Origin of the sequence: Shewanella sp. SR1 (assembly GCF_020447145.1) — a bacterium.
Taxonomy (GTDB): Bacteria; Pseudomonadota; Gammaproteobacteria; order Enterobacterales; family Shewanellaceae; genus Shewanella; species Shewanella baltica.
Genome location: NZ_JAJAEF010000016.1, coordinates 43,918 through 63,632 on the forward strand (window position 1 = coordinate 43,918; position 19,715 = coordinate 63,632).

The 19,715-nt window shown below is 43.8% G+C and carries 17 protein-coding genes; 4 read left to right on the plus strand and 13 right to left on the minus strand.

The genetic code is table 11. The annotated features are described in order from the left end of the window. The first annotated feature begins 150 nt into the window (after nt 1–150). The 4 genes from KV201_RS15025 to KV201_RS15040 all read left to right on the plus strand — a co-directional run bounded on the left by KV201_RS15025 (nt 151) and on the right by KV201_RS15040 (nt 5,260). Nucleotides 151–534: a VOC family protein gene (locus KV201_RS15025; RefSeq protein ID WP_006081088.1), complete on the plus strand. Its 384-nt coding sequence runs from the start codon at nt 151–153 to the stop codon at nt 532–534. A 101-nt stretch (nt 535–635) separates the two neighbouring features. After that, nucleotides 636–1,085, plus strand: coding sequence for a GyrI-like domain-containing protein (locus tag KV201_RS15030; protein WP_226059848.1), 450 nt, complete (start codon nt 636–638; stop codon nt 1,083–1,085). Nucleotides 1,086–1,194: 109 nt separating this feature from the next. Further along, nucleotides 1,195–1,866, plus strand: a complete 672-nt coding sequence (locus tag KV201_RS15035; protein WP_226059816.1) for a YafY family protein — start codon at nt 1,195–1,197, stop codon at nt 1,864–1,866. A gap of 487 nt (nt 1,867–2,353) precedes the next feature. Continuing rightward, entirely contained in the window at nt 2,354–5,260 is a 2,907-nt protein-coding gene (locus KV201_RS15040; protein ID WP_226059817.1) for a TonB-dependent receptor, read from the plus strand. A 327-nt stretch (nt 5,261–5,587) separates the two neighbouring features. On the opposite strand, the gene KV201_RS15045 is transcribed toward KV201_RS15040, so the two are convergent. The 13 genes from KV201_RS15045 to KV201_RS15105 all read right to left on the minus strand — a co-directional run bounded on the left by KV201_RS15045 (nt 5,588) and on the right by KV201_RS15105 (nt 19,600). After that, on the minus strand, nt 5,588–6,880 hold the full coding sequence (locus tag KV201_RS15045) for an aerolysin family beta-barrel pore-forming toxin (protein WP_226059818.1): 1,293 nt from the start codon (nt 6,878–6,880) through the stop codon (nt 5,588–5,590). 773 nt (nt 6,881–7,653) lie between these two features. After that, entirely contained in the window at nt 7,654–7,956 is a 303-nt protein-coding gene (locus tag KV201_RS15050; protein WP_226059819.1) for an AzlD domain-containing protein, read from the minus strand. After that, the gene (locus KV201_RS15055) at nt 7,953–8,810 is read right to left on the minus strand and encodes an AzlC family ABC transporter permease (protein WP_006081092.1); all 858 of its coding nucleotides are present in this window, start codon (nt 8,808–8,810) and stop codon (nt 7,953–7,955) included. Before KV201_RS15055 ends, KV201_RS15050 begins: the two co-directional genes overlap by 4 nt. 214 nt (nt 8,811–9,024) lie before the next feature. Continuing rightward, on the minus strand, nt 9,025–9,861 hold the full coding sequence (locus tag KV201_RS15060) for an AraC family transcriptional regulator (RefSeq protein WP_006081093.1): 837 nt from the start codon (nt 9,859–9,861) through the stop codon (nt 9,025–9,027). Between the two features lie 253 nt (nt 9,862–10,114). Next, a complete protein-coding gene (locus KV201_RS15065) occupies nt 10,115–10,771 on the minus strand; it encodes a Vat family streptogramin A O-acetyltransferase (RefSeq protein WP_226059820.1) in 657 nt (218 codons plus the stop codon). 130 nt (nt 10,772–10,901) lie between these two features. Continuing rightward, complete coding sequence (locus KV201_RS15070; RefSeq protein WP_226059821.1) at nt 10,902–11,210, minus strand: hypothetical protein; 309 nt, start codon at nt 11,208–11,210, stop codon at nt 10,902–10,904. Nucleotides 11,211–11,564: 354 nt separating this feature from the next. Next, nucleotides 11,565–12,017, minus strand: a complete 453-nt coding sequence (locus KV201_RS15075) for a hypothetical protein (protein WP_012588051.1) — start codon at nt 12,015–12,017, stop codon at nt 11,565–11,567. Between the two features lie 311 nt (nt 12,018–12,328). Next, complete coding sequence (locus KV201_RS15080) at nt 12,329–12,535, minus strand: hypothetical protein (protein ID WP_226059822.1); 207 nt, start codon at nt 12,533–12,535, stop codon at nt 12,329–12,331. A gap of 23 nt (nt 12,536–12,558) precedes the next feature. Continuing rightward, a complete protein-coding gene (locus KV201_RS15085; RefSeq protein WP_226059823.1) occupies nt 12,559–13,155 on the minus strand; it encodes an HAD-IB family hydrolase in 597 nt (198 codons plus the stop codon). Nucleotides 13,156–13,566: 411 nt separating this feature from the next. Beyond that, entirely contained in the window at nt 13,567–15,216 is a 1,650-nt protein-coding gene (panP, locus tag KV201_RS15090; RefSeq protein ID WP_226059824.1) for a pyridoxal-dependent aspartate 1-decarboxylase PanP, read from the minus strand. A gap of 253 nt (nt 15,217–15,469) precedes the next feature. Further along, complete coding sequence (locus tag KV201_RS15095; protein ID WP_226059825.1) at nt 15,470–16,678, minus strand: glycerate kinase; 1,209 nt, start codon at nt 16,676–16,678, stop codon at nt 15,470–15,472. 228 nt (nt 16,679–16,906) lie between these two features. Further along, complete coding sequence (locus tag KV201_RS15100) at nt 16,907–18,265, minus strand: GntP family permease (RefSeq protein ID WP_226059826.1); 1,359 nt, start codon at nt 18,263–18,265, stop codon at nt 16,907–16,909. A 327-nt stretch (nt 18,266–18,592) separates the two neighbouring features. Further along, nucleotides 18,593–19,600 (minus strand): catalase family peroxidase, encoded by a 1,008-nt coding sequence (locus KV201_RS15105; RefSeq protein WP_226059827.1) that lies wholly within the window; start codon nt 19,598–19,600, stop codon nt 18,593–18,595. Between the last annotated feature and the right edge of the window lie 115 nt (nt 19,601–19,715).

Below are 19,715 nucleotides of genomic sequence, written 5' to 3' on the forward strand. Positions count from 1 at the left end.
AACCTTAACATTCACTTTTATTAAAAGGCTACTGACATCATGCTGTCAGTAGCCTTGTTTTATTCTTGTTGTCGCCCGTTAATGATTCAGTCCTGAATTTTATAAATAAGGTTTGAATCATTGATATTTTTCAACAAGGAGAAAGTGAAAATGTTATCTATTGCACCGTTAGTTTGGGGTGAAATTCCTGTCAGTGACATGAACCGTGCCGTTGCTTTTTATCAGCAGCATTTTGGGGTTGAGTTTAAACGTGACGATATGGAAGACATGGAATATGCGACGATAGTCACCGAAGATGCGAGTGCGGCGAGCATAGGGTTAGTCAAATGCAGCATGAGTCAGCCATCGATGCAAGGCAGCACTGTATATCTGCATTTCAGCGCACAATTGCAACCTTTAGTGGATAAACTTATCGCAGCAGAGGTGACGATTATCCTGCCAGTCACACCGATAAAAGATGGTGAGTGTGGTTATATCGCGTTATTTGCCGATAGCGAAGGTAACAAAGTGGGTCTGTGGTCTAAGGATAAGTAGTCGTAAGTGATTAATGTATTAGCGTCGTGGCCTTAAGGCACGACGCTAAAATCACGCAATTAACTAAAGTATGGGTTTAGATTTCTATGGAAGAAACAAAGATGGACGTGGTTTATATTGATGCTCGACCGCTACTTGGACTGAGTACCCGCACGAACAATCGGGCCGAAATGTCCGCCGATAGCGCTAAAATTGGCGGTTTATGGCAAGCCTTTTTTGAATCATCCCAGCTCACCGCTATGCTCAATTCGCCCATGTATGGCGTGTATTATGACTATGAGTCAGACATGAATGGCGAGTTTGCTGTGCTGGTGGGCAAGGCAATTGATGCCCCTGTTGAGGCAAACCACTTCACGTCGCTGGATCTTGAAGCCGGTAAATACCTTAAATTCACCGGTCAAGGTGACATGCCCCAGTGTGTTATCGATCTTTGGGGACAAGTGTGGGGCTATTTTAGTGCTAACGATTGTCCGCATCAGCGCCGTTATCAAACTGATTTTGAAGTCTATCTCAGCGCCACTGAGGTTGAGATTTATATCGGGATTTTATGATTTAAATCGTAAATTATCACTCAAGTGAGTATCAGGATATGTCAGTGATTTATGTAAACTCACAATGCTTAATCAACGGATAGGCAACTAAAGGATTGAATCAGAGTCAATGCGCCGCGCCGACCGCCTATTTCAAATAGTGCAAATTCTTAAACATAAACGCCTGACCACAGCCCAAGAGTTGGCTGAACGGTTAGAGGTGTCCACGCGCACGATTTACCGTGACGTGCAGGATTTGTGTCTAAGTGGCATTCCCATTGAAGGGGAGGCGGGTGTCGGCTATTTGTTGCGCCACGAGGTCAATGTTCCGCCCTTGATGTTTAACGAAGCCGAACTCGAAGCGATTCAAGTTGGCATGCGTATGGTGCAAACTTGGGGTGGCAAGGAGCTTGGTAGCGCCGCGAGGCAGGCGATGATTAAAGTCGAAGCCGTACTACCAAAACGACTACAAGCCTATCAATCCTTGATGTTTTCACCGGATTTTTACCTCGAATCCAATGAGTTCCAATTCCTCGATCCGCTGCGTAACTCAGCTCAGCGCCGCGAATACGTCAAACTCTTCTATCAAGACGTCAAACTCGATGTCACCGAGCGGGAAGTGCGCCCGCTCGCCATCTATTTTTGGCGTGGCACTTGGACCTTACTGACTTGGTGTGAGCTACGTTCGGCTTTTCGTAATTTCAGGGTCGATCGCATCACAGGCCTTGTGCGGCTGAACCGTCATTTTCCGATAACTTCAGGGCAAGAATTAGATGATTTCATTGTAATGACTAAATATTGATTAGTTTATCGCTCTCGCTGCCATTAAGTGCTAACTATAAAAAATTGTAAGAATTTATATTTAAATTTTTTCAGTTTATTTTAAGTTAATACTTATTTTGATTGTGCTCAGTTTTAAGGCTTTGAAGATATTTAATAACTTCAAAAAACTTCACCTATTACCAATAAATTTGTAAAGTAGTGTTAATGACAATGTAAGTCTTTAGTCTGATTTTTCGTGACTCCAATTATTTTCATCATCAAGTTTTACCTTTGGATTGTTTTTATGTGTTTGATATTTATGGGTTTAATATAATGTCGTCCTGCTTGATGAAATTAAATTGTTAATTGATTTGAAATTTATGTTTGTAAAATGTTTTAACTCCTTCGTTATTGTTGCATTATATATTTAAGTGAAAATTTTAGTTGTCCAGTTATCTAGATGATAACTGGATTTTCACTTTGAAGAAAAATATAAGAATATTTTGATGTTTAAAGGGAGATATAACATGTTTAAGGGTTCTAAATTAGCTTGTTCAATTAAGCTAGCCTGTGCATTCGGAGTTGTTGCATCTTGCACTTTTCCTGTAATTGCAGAGGAAACACAAGCAAATGATCAAATAGAAAAAGTTGCTGTAACAGGCTCTCGTATTGCTAAACCAGAATTAACTCAACCATCCCCAATCGTTAGTATTGGAGCTGAAGAATTGGCTAAGTTTGGTAACTCTGACCTTGCCAGTATACTTTCTGAGTTACCTTCTATTGGCGCGACTAATACTATTATTGGTAACAATAATAGTAATGAGAGCGCGGGTGTGAGCTCTGCTGACTTACGACGTTTAGGTGCAAACCGTACTCTTGTGCTCGTTAATGGCAAGCGACATGTAGCGGGCGAACCTGGTTCAGCTCAGGTTGATTTATCGACCATTCCAGCAAGCATGATTTCAAGAGTTGAAATCGTGACTGGTGGTGCCTCAGCTATTTATGGTTCCGATGCAGTATCTGGTGTTATTAACATTATCTTAAAAGAAAACTATCAAGGTTTTGAGTTTAATGCCAGGACTTCAGGTTCATTAGAAGGTGTCGGTACACAAGAGCATTCTTTTGACATGCTAACCGGTGCTGATATTGCCGATGGCCGCGGTAATGTGACTTTCTTCGCTGGTTATGACCGTACTAAAGAAGTGATGTCACGTGATATTCGCCAGTTTGATTCATGGGGAACAATTATCAACCCTGATAGTAAAGGGGAAGATGATGGAATTCCTGATAGATTACGTGTGCCAAAAGTCTATTCAGAAATGATTAGCGCTACGGGCGTTATCAATGCCTTTGGTGGTGCAGGTGGTCGTTGGGCATTTGATCAGGCTGGTAACCCTCTAGTGCAAGTTGAACGTGACGGTGACAATAGTTTCGCATTTGGTTCTTTCCCTAATGGTTGTGATACCTGTTTCGATACAGAGTCCTATGAAAACTATATTCCAGGAGTTGAACGTATTACTGTTGGATCATCATTTAATTTTGATTTAAATGATAATATTCAACTTTATAGCGACTTTAAGTACGTTAAGGCGGATATTCGTCAGCAGTTCCAGCCATCATTCCGTTTTGGTGATGACACCGTAAATGTTGTAGATAATGCCTTTTTGGATGAAGGTTTACGTAAAACGTTATTGGATGCCGGTCAGACAGAAGTTGTTTTTGCAAAGTTTTTTGATGAGTTAGGCAACCGCAGTGCTGAGAATACCCGTGAGTTGTTCCGTTATGTAGGTGGATTTAAAGGTGGTTTTACTTTAAGTGAAACAATTTTTAATTATGATACTTACTTCGTATATGGTGAAACTCGAAATCAACGTAAAACATTGAATGATTTAATACCAGATAATTTTGTTGCTGCGTTAGATTCGGTTATCGATCCTGCAACAGGTTTAGCTGCGTGTCGAAGTCAAGTGCCTAGTGCGCAGGGGCCTGGGTATAAAGATCCTGCATCTGTAAATGGTGGTGATTGTGTTGCTTATAATCCTTTTGGTTTAGGTCAAGCATCCGCGGAAGCCCGTGATTGGATATCTGCTGACGTTACACGTGAAGATAAAATTACTCAGCAAGTAATTGGTGGAACATTAGCAACCGATTCAGCCGAGCTATTTGAACTTCAAGGTGGCCCAGTTGCTATGGTTGTTGGTTTCGAATATCGCGAAGAGACTTCTGCTTCCGTTACCGATGAATTTACTAAGGCTGGATTTTTAACGAATGCTGCAACACCAGACTCTTATGGTGAATACGATGTAATGGAATACTTCCTTGAAGTAAACGTTCCATTAATCAAAGATTTAGCATTTGCTCACGAGTTAAGTGTTGATGGTGCTTATCGCCATGCTGATTACTCACACTCAGGGAAAACTGAAGCTTGGAAAGTTGGGTTGTTTTATGCTCCATTTGAACAACTGAGTTTACGTGGTACTTACGGTGAGGCTGTACGTGCTCCTAATATAGCCGAGGCATTTAGCCCTCGTTCACCAGGATTTGCTCGTGTCTCTGATCCATGTGATGCCGACAATATTAATGATGATCCAGATCGCATTGCAAACTGTGCAGCTCTTGGCGTTCCTGTAGGCTTCCAAGCTAATGATAACGTCTCTGTTGATATTATCTCTGGAGGTAATCCTGATTTAGATCCGGAAACATCAACTTCCTTTACTGGTGGTATTGTTTGGGAACCTACTTTTGTTGATAAATTAGCGTTCACAATTGATTATTATGATATTGAAATCAAAGATGCTATTACATCAATTGCAGCACAGGTAGTTGCTGATAACTGTGTTGATGCAACAGGCTCTCCAGATAGCACTTTCTGTTCTCAAGTTGACCGAGATCCTACTACTCATGACATTACTTTGGTTCGTTCTGGATATTTAAATACTTCAGCGCTTTATACTAGGGGTATTGAGTTTCAAGCAAGCTACGGTTTGGATTTAGCTAGCTTTAACGCACCTGGTGAATTGAAGTTTAATTTACTTGCAAACCAATTGCTTGAACTTGAACAGTTAGAGTTCCAGAATCGTCCTGATGAAGTGAATGATGAAAAAGGCGAAGTGGGAGATCCAGAATTACAATTCCGATTAAGTGCTGATTACCGTTTAGATGATTTAACTGTAAGTTGGTCAACACGTTATATTGATCGTGTTGTTACTTATGATGTTTCTAAAAATGGCGGTTCACCTGAGGATTTAGCTCCTGGATATATTGGTTCTATGACTACACATGATTTATCTGCAACTTATCATTTAAGTGATAACGTTATGATAAATGGTGGTATTCGCAACCTATTTGACTCTTTACCACCAGGTTATACTAATGATGCTTTGTATGATCTAGTAGGTCGTAGAGCTTTCCTAGGCATAAAAGTAAACATGTAATTTAAGCGGTTATAGGTTTTTTCTAAAATGCAATCCTTATGGATTGCATTTTTTTACCGATTAGATTAAACATGAGTTGTGTTTTGCGTACATCTTTGCTGGTAAAGTAGACGCACTATATGAGCAGGACTTAAAGATAAGCCACTCGAATGAGTGGCTTTTTAATGGAGTTTTTAGCTATATTTTTATGCAAGCGCTATTAAACTATCTGAACACCTAAAGGTCATTTGAGCCATAGATTGGCGGTGTAATAACTTGTGAGCGATAAAGTATCTAGCCAAAAGCTTTTACATTCTCAAGTTAATTGAACGATTAAACTCACCGTTTTTAATTATTTAACATGACTTCGCTTGATTGCGAAATATTCAGTTTTTTGATTAAACCATCTTCATCATTATTTTGGATCTCGCCGACGGCAACTTGAATATTACGACTCAGTCCTAATTTTTGAGCGCTTTTAGGACGATTAGCAATATCTTCATCAGTTAGCGGATAGGATTCACTGGCATCAATATTAAATTGACTCGAATCTATTGCGGTAAATTTACCGCTGATAGGTGCGCCATGTTGTCTAACTATATTCGCCAATTGCCACTCAAAGCCACTTTTTGACTGTGCAGAACTAATCGCAGCAGGCCAATCCCATACACCATAACCGTTTATATCTTGATGAAGATATTGATCGACTAAGGCTTCTGGTCCATTAAGATTATTCGCATTCGCTCCGCCAAAGGTGTAAGGAAAATTAGGTCTGTTTGTTGGATGATTAATATGCGCATTACCTCCCCATTTTAAGAAGTTCTCATATTTTATATCGTACATCATATATAAACTTGAGGTGTATGGAACATCCGCCTTTTGTTTAAACAGAGTGATTGAGATATAACGTTTGCTGCGAGGCGGCATAATTGCTCGGTACTGTGCTTGACTAGAAATCGTTGTACTTTTACCGTTGGTTTCACTCCAACCTTGGCTGGCGGAAAATTCGGCACTGATTTCAGAACTCGCTCCGCCTATTCCTGGAATACCCACTTCATATTTATTGGTTACGCCAATTTTCTCGGAGAAAGAGAAATTATCGGTTTTGGCCCAGCTAGTGGTGTAATCATAGTTTAGGGTGGCTACACCGGTATCTTCGGTATCGCCCCAGTTGTAAATCACTACTGGAGCGGTATAAATAGCTTCACGATCATAAACTTGAGGTGAACCTAACTTTAGGTTTTGAGGATTAGTCACGAAATGGATATTTTGTAAATTCACCTTCAAACGTTCATTCGCTCTGTAGCCGCTTGCATAAGGATCATTGCCGTTATAGCGGGCTTTAAGACTGTATTCGTTGCTCGATTCTCTTCTGACTTCGATGTCTTCACCAACATACTGGGATGCCGTACCGCCAGCCCATGCATATCCAAGATGGTGTCCCAAGGAGAATAACGAGCTGATAAACGAGGGATCGTTAATCGCATCATTTTTAAGCGAATCAAGATCAGGGGCAGCGTGTTCTACCATTGACAGTTTTGGAATAGTATTCGGAATAGCAGCTTCGGCCAACAAAGAAACAGTTCCAAGTGCGGTTAAACAGGATAAAGTTAATATACTCAGGCTAGATTTTGTTCTCATGATTGTTCCTTTATTTTAATAAAATATGTCCTTTCATTGAGAGCGCCGATGGCAATTATATGTAGTCCTAAATCATATAAATAATCATTACTGCTAGGCACATCTAAAAACTAGCACTTTTATTTTTATTAAACAAAGTAAAATTAGATTAATTTAAATGGTGTTTAGTTTAAGTTAAAATTGTTAATTACTTTATTTTTAAACGGTATTTAAAACTTTATAATATAGTGTATTTACTTTAATTTTTAATAGGTTAATTTTTGTGCGTGGATTAATATTAATGGCATGGCGTATTTAATATTTATGCTGACTTTTTTATAAAAAACTTTTTAAATGGACTCTTTATGCCGAGATTTATATAAATAGTTATACTGAGAGTTATATCGAAAGCTATACCGAGATAAATACTGTAATAGATGCAGTAAATAACATGTTTGAGCGGAAGTCTTTAGGCAATGAATAGTGTGAATATGACTAGGTTAAGTATTTTTTATTTTTGGTTTGAGTCTTTGTTATTGCTGATAAATATCATCTTTCTCCATTATCGTCGATGTATGAAAGGCCGTTAAAGCCGCTACTGTTGTTGTAGAACCATAAGGGCATAGAAACATCAAGATTATGGAAGATAAAGATAATGTGAAAATGATTTTCTAAGAGACGACGTCTCAGATGGGATGAGATTGTGTAAAAGAGTCGTAGAGGCGGTTAAGTGCTTGATGCAAGAGTCAGTGCCACTGAGGGCACTGACTCTTTGTTTACTTAATGTTGTTTGCTTAATGGATAAAGAAAAACAGTCCCATACTCAACACTGTAGTCAGCAAGGTATTACGGGTGACGAGTGCGAGTATCGTCGCGACTACGGCGCAGATGAGATAGCTGTTGTCTAAGCTCAGATCGAGCTGGCCTTCTTGCACAAACACTATGGGCGCGAAGATAGCGGTCAATACTGCAGGGGCTGAGTAACTTAAAAAAGTTTGGGTGCCCTTACTTAATCGCAGCGGTAATTTAGGTTCGAGCAGTAAATGACGACTAATAAACACAACCGCTGTCATTGAGAAAATCATTAACCAAATCATGCTTTTTCTCCTGATGCAGATTTTGTCTCAATTTCAGTTTCGTTCTGACTTTTAGTCCCAGTGCCTATGTCAGCCTCTGTCTGGGCCTGTGTGTTTGCATGCTCAGTTGCGGATTGTTCCGCGCGTTCCGCTTCCTTGGTTACTTTGGCGTAAAGTACGCCAGTTGTCATTCCGGCTATGGCGGCGATCAGTAATCCCGCTTGAATTTCAAATAAGGCGCATACCACTGCAAGGGTGAGCGAGACTAATACACAGACGAGAATCGACGGTTTTTTTACCGTGGGCACGACCAGTGCGATAAAGGTGGCGGCGATGGCGAAATCTAGCCCAAGTTCGCCTAAGTTCTCGATAGCATTGCCTGCCACTATGCCAAGCAAGGTCGCTATGTTCCAGCCGATATAAAAACTCAAGCCGCCGCCAAGGGCGTACCAGCGATCGAACTTATGCAACTTGCCTTGATTGGCGATGGCAAACAGTTCATCTGTGAGCAAAAAGCCCAATGTCAGACGCCACTTTAATGGTAAGGGACTGATTTGACTGCGCATCGCCATCGCATATAACAGATGTCGCGAGGTGATGAGTAGCGTCGTAATTAAGATACTCCACAGACCAATACCGGCTTTGACCATGCCGAGCGCCACTAACTGAGCCGCGCCCGCGAAGATAATGGCTGACATGGCTTGGCTTTCAATGGGCGTGAGTCCAACCTCAATGGCGAAGGAGCCCGCTAAAATTCCCCAAGGAACCACTGCTATTGTCAGCGGCATCATGGCCAAGGTGCCTTTTAAAAAAGCCTTGGCTTTTGTGGGATGCGCGGGAGAAACATCAGATTCTAAAAGCTTGTCGGTTGTCACTTTGGCTCCTAAAAATAGCGGCGACACTAGGGTCGCTGTTAAACAATGAATGCTTGGATAAGGTTTGCTTGCTCTGTTATTACCGCTCAGTTAAGACTATTTAGTGACTATTTCTTAGAGACTAGTGTTTAGTCATGGCAGGCCTGTTATTAGCGGCCTGTTATTAGGGATAGAAAGCAAGCATGAGCATGGCAGATTAACCTAAAGTGGTTGTTTAGGCTTGGATAATATTGCGGCCTATTTCTTTGGCAAATTGCCCCGGAGTTACGCCGACTGTCTTTTTAAAATGCCGATTCAAATGGCTTTGATCGTGAAAACCACAATCGAGAGCGACATCAAGCAGTCGTGTGCCTTGTTTGATCTTCCCCTTGGCCAGTCTGACTCTGGCCTGAATTTGGTAAGCGTGGGGCGGTAAGCCGTAATAACGCTGAAATTGCTTGAGTAAATAATAGGGGCTTAATCCCGCAAGCATTGCCAGTTCTTCAAGGGATATATCGGCTGCGGGATGATCGTCGATAAAGGATTTCACCAGCGCTAATGAAGGCTTGGCCATTGCCGCGAGGTTGTCGCTTGGACGATGCTTGCCATGGCGCGCCATCAACTGCGTCAAGCTTGAATAGACTAAGCTTTCGCGCAGTAAGCGATTATCCGATGTATCTAAGGTAGTAAAGGTGAGGCGCAGCAGTTCGGCTAATTCAGGATCGTACACTACGGGCTCAGGGAAATAAGGCGCACCGCTGTTTGCTGCTCGCTCACTGTTAATACCGGCAAACTGCGCAGGGACTGGATACATGGCGCGATAGGACCAGCCGCCCTCAGTCGCGCTACAGCCATTATGCACTTCATCGGCATTGACGAGAATGATGCTGTGTTTTGGCGCCACATGGTTGCCACCGGTGCGATAAAAACGCTGCGCACCCGTTTCAATCACGCCGACTGTGTAACCTTCGTGGGTATGCCGACTAAAATTTTGTTTATGGTAATGGGCATTGAGTAACTCGAGGCCACCTAATTCATCGGCAATCTGGTAGGCCGCATGTTCTGTGTTCATCAAGCCTCCTTTCTTGAATGGATGAATGTGCGGGTTATGTCTGATAGTAACCCAGAAATCCTCAGCGCTTTTGTACAAAATTGCGCATATTGGATTTTGTTTTGCGCTTAATGACTGTTTATTAATCATTATTGCTAATATTGGTCACTTGATATTAGCCAGTTGATATATTAGCCGCTCGAGATATTAGTCACTTGAGATATTAGCCAGTTGATATTTTTGAGGGCTCAGTCTTGCTCGCGACTGGCTTTGCTTAGGTCGCCTGCTGTAATTGAGTCAGATCCGCGTCCGCGATGGCGTGTAGATACTGAGTGATTTTCTCTATCGGCCAATCCCACCAAGCGATGGCAATGAGCTCATCTATCACATCTTGCTCGAACCTGAGCTTGATGACAGTGGCAGGATTACCACCAACCACAGCGTAGGGCGGCACATCTTTTGTCACCACGGATTGACTGGCAACAATTGCGCCGTGGCCAATCTTCACTCCAGGCATGATAGTGGCGTTATAGCCAATCCACACATCGTTACCGATACAGGTGTCGCCTTTATGGGGTAAATCGGCGGGATTAGGCATTACCTTTTCCCAGCCATTGCCAAAGATATAAAAGGGATAAGTCGAGAAGCCTGACACTTGATGATTGGCGCCATTCATAATGAATTTCACGTCTTTAGCAATGGCGCAGAATTTACCGATAATCAGTTTATCGCCAATAAAGTCAAAGTGATAAAGCACATTCGACTCGAACCTTTCAGGTCCCGCAGGATCGTCATAATAGGTATAATCGCCGACGATAATGTTCTCGCGGGTAATAAAGTTTTTAAGAAATCCAACCTGAGGGAAGCCTTTCATCGGCGCTTTATCGTTGGGATTTGGGCCTAATTGGGAATGGGTTGTTGTGTCAGGCATAACTGTCTCCATCGTTAAAGTACGTCTTAACTCGTGCATTCTTTTATGCGATTGATGTGCGAATTTGTGGTGCCTATTTGCGATGTTGATTGTGGTGCCTGTGGTGGTGTTGATAGCCGGATGAGTCGGACTAGTACTCGCCCGTCACCACAAGTGTATTTTCAATAGGTTCAACCACTAAGGCAAGCGTAGTTTTGTCTCGCTTAAAGCCGACAGAGCAAATCGCCATCGCGCCGCTACCACAGATGATTTCAGGGTAATCTTCTGTCATAGACGCTTCATCTTCCGCTATGGGCGTTAACACCCAGCCAGCAGCCAATAAACTCGATTTCACCTCAGCATACTTTTTACCCCATAACGCGCTGGTGTCCTGTGCTTGAGCAAATAGAGGCAATGTGCCAAGGCTTAACATGATCAGTGGGAGAATGATTTTTCGCATATAAAATATCTTATTCCTATATGATTCCGGTTGGTCGCTTAGCGCTTGTGAGCGTGTTAACAGCAAATATTATTCATAGTTCCTATGCGCATTATCCCTATGTGCATTAGTTGGGGAAATCATGGCTGTTCTTGTTTATTCGTTTTATCAAATATTTTTTCATACAGTATCCGCGTCGATATAAAAATAACAACGAACACACCCGTATCAATAACAAATTTTAATGGATCAAAAGGGTCGCTAAAAATTTCGTAGTGAAAATCGAAGTATTTGAATAATAATTTGGAGCCAATAAAAGCAAAGATAAAAGAGGTAAAGAACTTCAATGGTTTTCCCTTAAAATATGTTGATAAATTAACCATTCTTTTTGGCGCGTTTGTACTCTTGTTGGGATTGATAAATCCCCAGTATGATCAGGCCAAATACGAAATAGAACATTTTTTGCGCTGAAAACTCGAGTGTCAGCGTAGGATGTTCTAGGTGGCGGTATAGAATACTGTGAGAAATTACCTCTGTTATCGTCAGAATAAATGGATAGCTAATTAATGCGATAGACGATATTTTTGCGAATTTGTACGTTTGAGGTTGTTTAATGAATTTTGCAATAAATAGTAACCCAAATGATAGCGTCAGATTGCTTATCCATAAAATAGCCGCCGTAATTCGTACTTGAGTATGACTGGCTTGTTCCGCATCGGGATAAACCTCTAATATCTCCTGCAAGTAGCTTGCTGGGCTCACTAATCCCCAAACAGGGTAAAGGCATAGCAGCACGGCAGTGAGCATTAAAATATATCTGATAAACATCCTTTTTCTCCGACAGATTCTGCTTAGAAAGCTATACTTGTTATAAAAATTATTACCTTAGCATTGTTTTTTACAAGTGGCGATGCTTTAGCTAAAACTAAATTATTGTGACAAAATCCTTGTTGTTGGATTGCATACTATTTTTTAGGCGCCAACAGCAGAATAGATAAGTAGCAAAGATAGCGGGATCGAAAATAGACCAATTAAACGGAATTTATTGTTGAAGTATTGAGCAGACCATAGCGCAAACTTTCTATGTAACCTTGGATGCGTTAATGCTAAGCCCATTCCGACACAGAACAACACAATACCTATCGCAAAAAGGTCTGTGGAAACTGAGTATCGGTTGAGTAATGGGTAAAAATGAGACCCGCAATAATTCGGCTGATCACCTCAGCAATATGGAAGTAGGGCTGCTCGCTAAATGAAATAATCCCCTTAGAGAAAGACTCAGGCTTTACAGCCATCACTAGACTTAATAACAACATCATTAAACCAAAAGCAGCAATGAAGTACATAGTGATCCCTTGGTATTATTTTTCTAGTAAGTGACTTCATTCCAGTTCATATATTTTTCGTGTGCAAGTTGTAACATTGCCTGATCTTCTGCTGTGTCACCATAGGCGTAAATACGTTCATAGCTGTTTAAGTCGAAAGTATGTCTGACTTTTATTGCCTTTGTCTCACAACTGACATCACATGTTGCATAATACCCCGATAAAATGCCATTTTTTACCTCTAACTCACTACTGATTAACGTTAATCCGAGCGGAGTACACCAGTGTTTTAAATAGACATCGAGTGACGCTGAAACAACTACGACGGTATCGCCATTTTCTTGGTGCCAGCGGATTTTGTTTAGCGCATGTGGCATGACATGTTTGGGGATCACTTCTTGGGCATAGGTAGCAGCCATAGTATTTAATTGCTGGTAATCACGACCACGGAAGGCAAGATAGCTAACAATCGGTCTTAGTTTTCGTGCCGGAAACCAGCCAATTCTATACAGTGAATAAAGCGGTAATAATAAACAGCCCGCGACGACAGTTCGTCTTTTAGAAGCCGTAAATCGTATAAATTTAGTGTACATATCCGCATCGGTTATTGTGCCGTCAAAATCAAATAATGCGAGATTCATGTATTTTCCGAGCCTGCTTTGATATTAAGTGTAGGTGCTATCATTAACCATCTCTTTTCTTTTATTTCAAATGCTTACCTAGTCTAACTCATGCGCCGTGAGTCAGAAAAACGTTATCAGGTACAACACAAGTTAGTCGAGCAACAGGATACACATGACTGAATGAATAAAGCATATTTATGTAAGTGACCGTTTGTGGCATGGATGCCACGGTCGAGCTTACAGGGATGTACTCGCAGCGAGTCACTGGAATAAATGTACTTTATTATTAACGTCTAAGTGGGGATACAGAGGCTTTTACATCATTCTTCGGTGATTAATGATCTCGCCGAATCGTTCAATCCTTCAGATTTCGGCGAATGATGGGATAGCCACAAATAGTATTGGGGCTATTCCATCATTCACAACTCGCTATTGGGCAACCATCGCCATGAGTGCGGGTAAAAACTCGTTATCTAGTGCGGCGATTTCACTTTGCTCGATTAGCACTTGATTGAGAATGTCATGGCTGGTGAGGGGGTTGGCGAGTACTACGCGAAACACCACAGTCGCTTGCCTAAAGTAGCGGGCAGGCTGAATGCGGGTGCGGGAGACGAAGGATTTACCCTGTTCGCGTTGGTGCTTTTGAATAAACTGAGTGAGGCCATCGAGCAACTCGTTAAAGCGGGCGACTCTTATCGCGTCTGCTTGCTCACAGGCCAGCTTCATGGCGGCTTGTACGCGGGCGGGGACATAACGATAAGTCAGCAGACACAGTTCTGGTTCAGTGACGAGCTCAAAATCCTCATGGGCTTTGATTTGCTCTGCAAAATAGCGCGCTTTTTCAAGGCTGTTGTTAATTAATATTTCATACCCATCGCGGCCGATGATCTGTAAGCAAGCGTGCACTAACATCGCCATGCCGGGGCGTGAACCTTCCAGCGTTTGGCTGCCTAAGTCCTTTGAACCACGTCGCAAAATATATTCGGCGTGATGGGCAATGGCGTGGGCAAACTCTGGATCTTTAAATAACACCATGCCCGCGCCCATAGGCACGTACATTTGTTTGTGGGCATCGATGGTGACTGAATCGGCAAGTTCGATACCAGCGAGTAAGTGGCGGTATTTATTGGATAATAAACTTGCGCCGCCCCACGCTGCATCCACATGGAAATGGCAATTTAACTCTTTTGCCAGCGCCGCTAACTCTGTCAGTGGGTCAACATTACCGGTTTCAGTGGTGCCAGCCACACCAACAATCGCCAACACCTTGATGTTTTTACGGGCAAGTTCAAGGGCGGCTTGGCGCATTTTCGCGACATCGACCTTGTTATCGCTGCCCGTGGGAATGCTGATGATATTGTCGCGGCCGATACCAAGCAGATCGACGGCTTTGCCCAGCGAATAGTGACCTCGCTCCGAGACTAAAATCGCTAAATCGTCATAGCCATAGTGGCGCAGTGCCTTGAGTAAGCCTTCGCGGCTGACGCCTTTAAACTCGCCATCGGCCTTCAATAATTGGTTACGGGCAATCCACAGGGCCGTGATGTTGGCCACTGTGCCGCCGGAGCAAAATGCGCCGAGGGAATGATTGGCGCTGTGCATCCAGCTTTGATAAAAATCCGTATCTTGGTCGTAAATCAAATGGTGCATCATGCCGAGCACTTGGCGCTCAAGCGGCGTAAATGCCTTTGAGGTTTCGATTTTGACCAGATTTTGATTCAGTCCCACCATCATTTTCGACAGCGGCAACACAAAGTAGGGCAGTGCCGACGTCATGTGGCCGATAAAACTTGGTGCCGCTGTGTGTACCGAATGCGCCACCAGATTTTGCATAATTTCGTCGGTGTAATCGGAAACAAAACGCGGCTGAGTTGGGATCTCAAAGGCTTGAAAATCGGTTTCAATTTCCGACAAGGGTTTTTCGAGCGCGGCGATACTGTCACCCAAAAAGCCTGCTAAGTCCTCGGAGAGCTTCTGCTCGATAATACTCAGCGTTGATCCTGCATCTTCCGGTGCAGTAAAAATGCGGAGCAGACTTTCTTCGGATGCTGTGGCTTGGCGAGGGAGTTTCTGGGTCATGGTGCTTGCCGTCTATTAATTTTTATAGTGAAACCGAAAATTGGCTCGAAGAGTATAACGGACCAGTGACTCTCAAAATGTTCAATCAGCGGAATACCAAAAAGGGAGCTCACTTTACTGCAAGGCCTTTTAGGCATCAAGCACTAAAATTTGTATTACCAAAGCGTTGCGGCCTAAATAAGCAAAGGCGCCGTAGTGGCGCCTTTATTTAAATCATCAAACTGAGGGAATTACTTAAGTATTTGTTTGAGTATTAGCGCTGGCCTAACATGAGTACCGCGCCGATATTTCGGGCGGTATTGCAAAGGTTTAGCTTGGCATTGGCCAGCACATCATCGAGCGGACTTAAGTGCGGGATAATAGGGAAGATTGCTGCCATACCGTGATCCAATATGGCATTGGCGTTGTCACCCAGACAGCCCGCGATACCGATAGTGGGAATACCCTGCAGTTGGGCTTGCTTTAATACACCCATCGGGGTTTTTCCAAACACGGTTTGACCATCGATACGGCCTTCACCTGTGATCACTAAGTCAGCGCCACGGATTTTGTCAGCAAGGCCAACGGTTTTCATTACAATTTCAACTCCAGGTTTAAGCTCGGCATTTAAAAAAGCCATCACGCCAAGACCCATACCGCCCGCAGCGCCTGCTCCCGCATGTTCACGGTGATCGGTCATGCCATTGCTGACAATCACATCGGCATAATGGGATAGCGCCGTATCGAGCTGCTTAACCATCGCAGGCGTTGCGCCTTTTTGCGGGCCAAAAATCGCCGATGCACCACGCTCACCGCACAGCGGATTATCAACATCGCAGGCGACTTCGAAGCTGCACTCACGTAACAGTGGATGAGCGTTCGAGACATCGATTTGGGCAAGGTTCGCCAGCGCCGCGCCGCCAGAAGGCAAGGTTTTACCTTGGCTATCGAGCAATAAAATGTCCAGCGCTTGGGCCATGCCCGCGCCGCCATCGTTGGTGGCACTGCCGCCTAGACCTAAAATGATGTGCTTTACCCCCCGATTAAGCGCATCACAAATCAGCTCGCCCGTCCCATAACTGGTGGTGATCAGCGGATTACGTTGCTCCCTTGGCACATGGTGCAGACCAGAGGCCGAGGCCATTTCAATCACGGCAATCGCGCCAGTATTTGGAACCGTTGCAGAGCCATGATTAGAGCGACTATCCAAGTCATTATTCGAGTCACTATTTGATAAATTACCAAGAATGCCATAGTGCGCTTGCACCCTATGCCCCAGTGGGCCCATGACCTCTAGGTTGACAATACTGCCGCCCGTGGCATCGACCATAGATTGCACTGTGCCTTCGCCGCCATCGGCAACGGGAATTTTGACTATGTCGCAGTCGGGTATCACTTGTCTTAAGCCTTGCTCGATGGCGTTGGCCACTTCGAGGGCGCTTAAGCTTTCTTTAAATGAGTCGGGGGCGATAACTATTTTCATTAAAAATCCTACAGCTAAATGGGATAAAACAGGGCTCAATGTTGAACACTAAACCCAATGCCACTTACGTTGGGTACAACAGCTTTCCTGTGCAAACACTGAGGGATATAAACGTATTAATATCCATCACTGGCACATTGAACTGTTGCAATTATTTGGGCGATAACAAAGATATCTTGGGCGCGGTTAGCGCCCAAGGGACAAGCTTGAATCAAGGTTAACTCACTATCAGAGCAAGACTAAGCTGAGCACATACACAGTCAACATGGCGGTGATACCTTGAATAAGGGTTGCCATGGTTTGTGCTTTGTAAGCTTGTTTCACACTCATGCGGCTAAATTGGGTGACGACCCAGAAGAAGCTGTCATTGGCGTGGGAAACCGTCATCGCGCCGGCACCAATTGCCATCACTGTCAATACGCGGCCCATATCGCTGCCAAGACCGATATCACCGAGCATAGGCGCAACCAGTGCTGAGGTTGCGACCAACGCGACTGTCGATGAACCCTGCGCCGATTTAAGCGCAGCGGCGACGATGAACGGCATAAAGATACCGATACCGAGTGCCGACAATGATGTGCCTAAAAAGTCACCGATAGGCGTGGCTTTTAAGACAGCACCAAAGGCACCGCCCGCACCTGTGATTAAAATAATCGGCGCAGCTGTGACTAACCCTTGGCTGATGCGCTCGCTAAATTCACTGATCTTATTCTCACCTTTTAATAACGATAGGGATAAGAATAGGCCAATCATCAGAGCGTTAACCGGTTGACCGAGGAACACTAGCGCGTCAAATAACCCTGCTTTACCTAAGGGCGCTGAAGGGAAGTTAGCGATAGAACCTAAACAAATTAATACGATAGGCACAAAAATCGGTGCAAAGGCTTTTAATGGGCTGGGCAGTGTGCCATAGCTTTTTTTCAGGGTTTCATAGTCGCTCGCTTCCGCTTTAAACTCCTGCGCACCTTCACCATCTGGCTCAACATCGGCAAAACGGTTCGCCCATAACATGCCCGCTAATGCGGCTACGGCGGCCACAAAAAGACCCACGCCAATCACTAAGCCCAAGTTCGACTCTAAGCCTAAGTTACCCGCGGCGGCGATAGGCCCCGGTGTTGGCGGTACAAAGGTGTGAGTGGCATACAGACCCGTGGCTAAGGCAACGCTCATGGAGACGCTAGAGACCTTCATGCGGTTCGCCATCGATTGTTTTAGCGAGTTCAAGATTACAAAGCCCGAATCACAAAAGACTGGAATAGACACTAGATAGCCGATGACCGACATAGTTAATGTCGGGAAGCGTTTACCTAATACCTTGATCACCACATCAGCCATAGTAATGGCGGCGCCGCTTTTTTCTAAAATGATACCTATGATAGTCCCCAAGACGATCACAAGGCCGATATAACCTAAGATACCGCCAAAACCTGTAGTGATGGTTTTAGCGATTTCTCCGCTCGGTAAGCCATAGGCGAACGCCGCGATAAAGGCGGCCAGAATTAAGGTTAAAAAGGGGTGGAGTTTAAATTTTGAGGTCGCGATAACAATAAATGCAATCACGCCGATAAGAATAAGCACTAAGTTCATATTATGTCCCGTTCAGTTCTTGGCTGAAGTTTTTGAGTAAGTTTTTTGATTAATATTGTAGGGTGCAGTGCTTATTTGGGCCTGAGTCCAAATGAGGGCTACTTTAAGGTTATCCTATTTTAAGATCATCTTATTATTGTGCAGGCATGCTTGAATAGCTTTGGCTAAATCCACGGAATTACCGCGTTATGTTTCGCCATTTTTGTGCGCACGCACAAAAAATCTTGGGTGAATTCGAATGTAAGAGGAGGCGTTTTGTCGAGAAGGGTTGGCAAATAGGGCTATTTGCCAACCTTAAATAGGAGGGACTTGGCTTAACTCGTCGTTTTATTGGCGACGAATAAAAGATTCGACATAGGCGGCGGTGCGGGCATTGAGTATCGGATCTGCAGACGCGGCAATGCCCTTAGGTAATAACAGCGGGTTGAAAATGCCTTTATCGCACTGTTGCACTTGGGGATCGCTATCTCGCTCACCGTTAATCACCACTTGGCCAACCAGCAAACGCTGGCGAGTCTCAGGCCAAATCACGGTAGGGTCATTAATCTCATCGCCCGTTTCAGCCAGTTGAATATAGAGGTTCCATTGTGCCGGCTGGGTTTTAATGCGCTCGAGTAATTCTGCCTCTAAAAAATCGTCACCCAAATTGGCAAGTTCGCTGGCTGACAGTGCTGCCGTACCTGCGACGGGTTCAAAAATCCACTTTCCCGCAACCGTTTCACCTTGCTGAGCGCCGCCTTTTTGGGTGCTAAACAGGAAACTATTCACGCCGTAGTAGCGGCTGTTGGCAAAACTTGGGCTAGGAGGCAGCTGTTTGACATAGTCGAAAAAGGCTTTAGCGCTGGGTTGATTGTCGATAAGCCACTGTTTACCTTCCGCGCCCTGTTTCACTTTGGTCTGAAAGGTAAAAAAGTCTTCTAGATTACTGGCGAAGAAAACGGGGACGTTAGTGGTGACAAAGTTAAGGTTTTCTTTATCGCCATCTATTTTGAGTGACATAAAGCGCCCAGCGGTTTTATCGGAGATCTGTGGATTTGTGCCACCAAGGGAAAAACGGGCAGTAACTTTAATGGCATCTTGATTAAAAAACGGAATCGCCAGTGTTTGTTGTAATTGCGGATCCGGTTTAAAACTGCCTGAGGTGCAAAATCCTTTCGTGTGATTACGCAGTTTAACCTTTTTACCCGCCTCGCGACTTGCCGCATCGGGCGTGCCATTCACGGCATCAACCAGCTCTGGAATGGTTTTTTCTGCGGCGACTAATGTCGGTGAAGTTAGCGCTAAGCCTGTGATGAGGCAGGCTTTGGCGAGTAAAGTCAGTTTGAATGGGGTCATTGCAATTCCTTTCAATGGTCTGGGTCGAGCGTTCGACATGTCGACGCGAGATTGTTATTAGAAACTATAGGAAAGGGGATACGGTATAAATCTTTCAATCGATCTGTTAATTAAT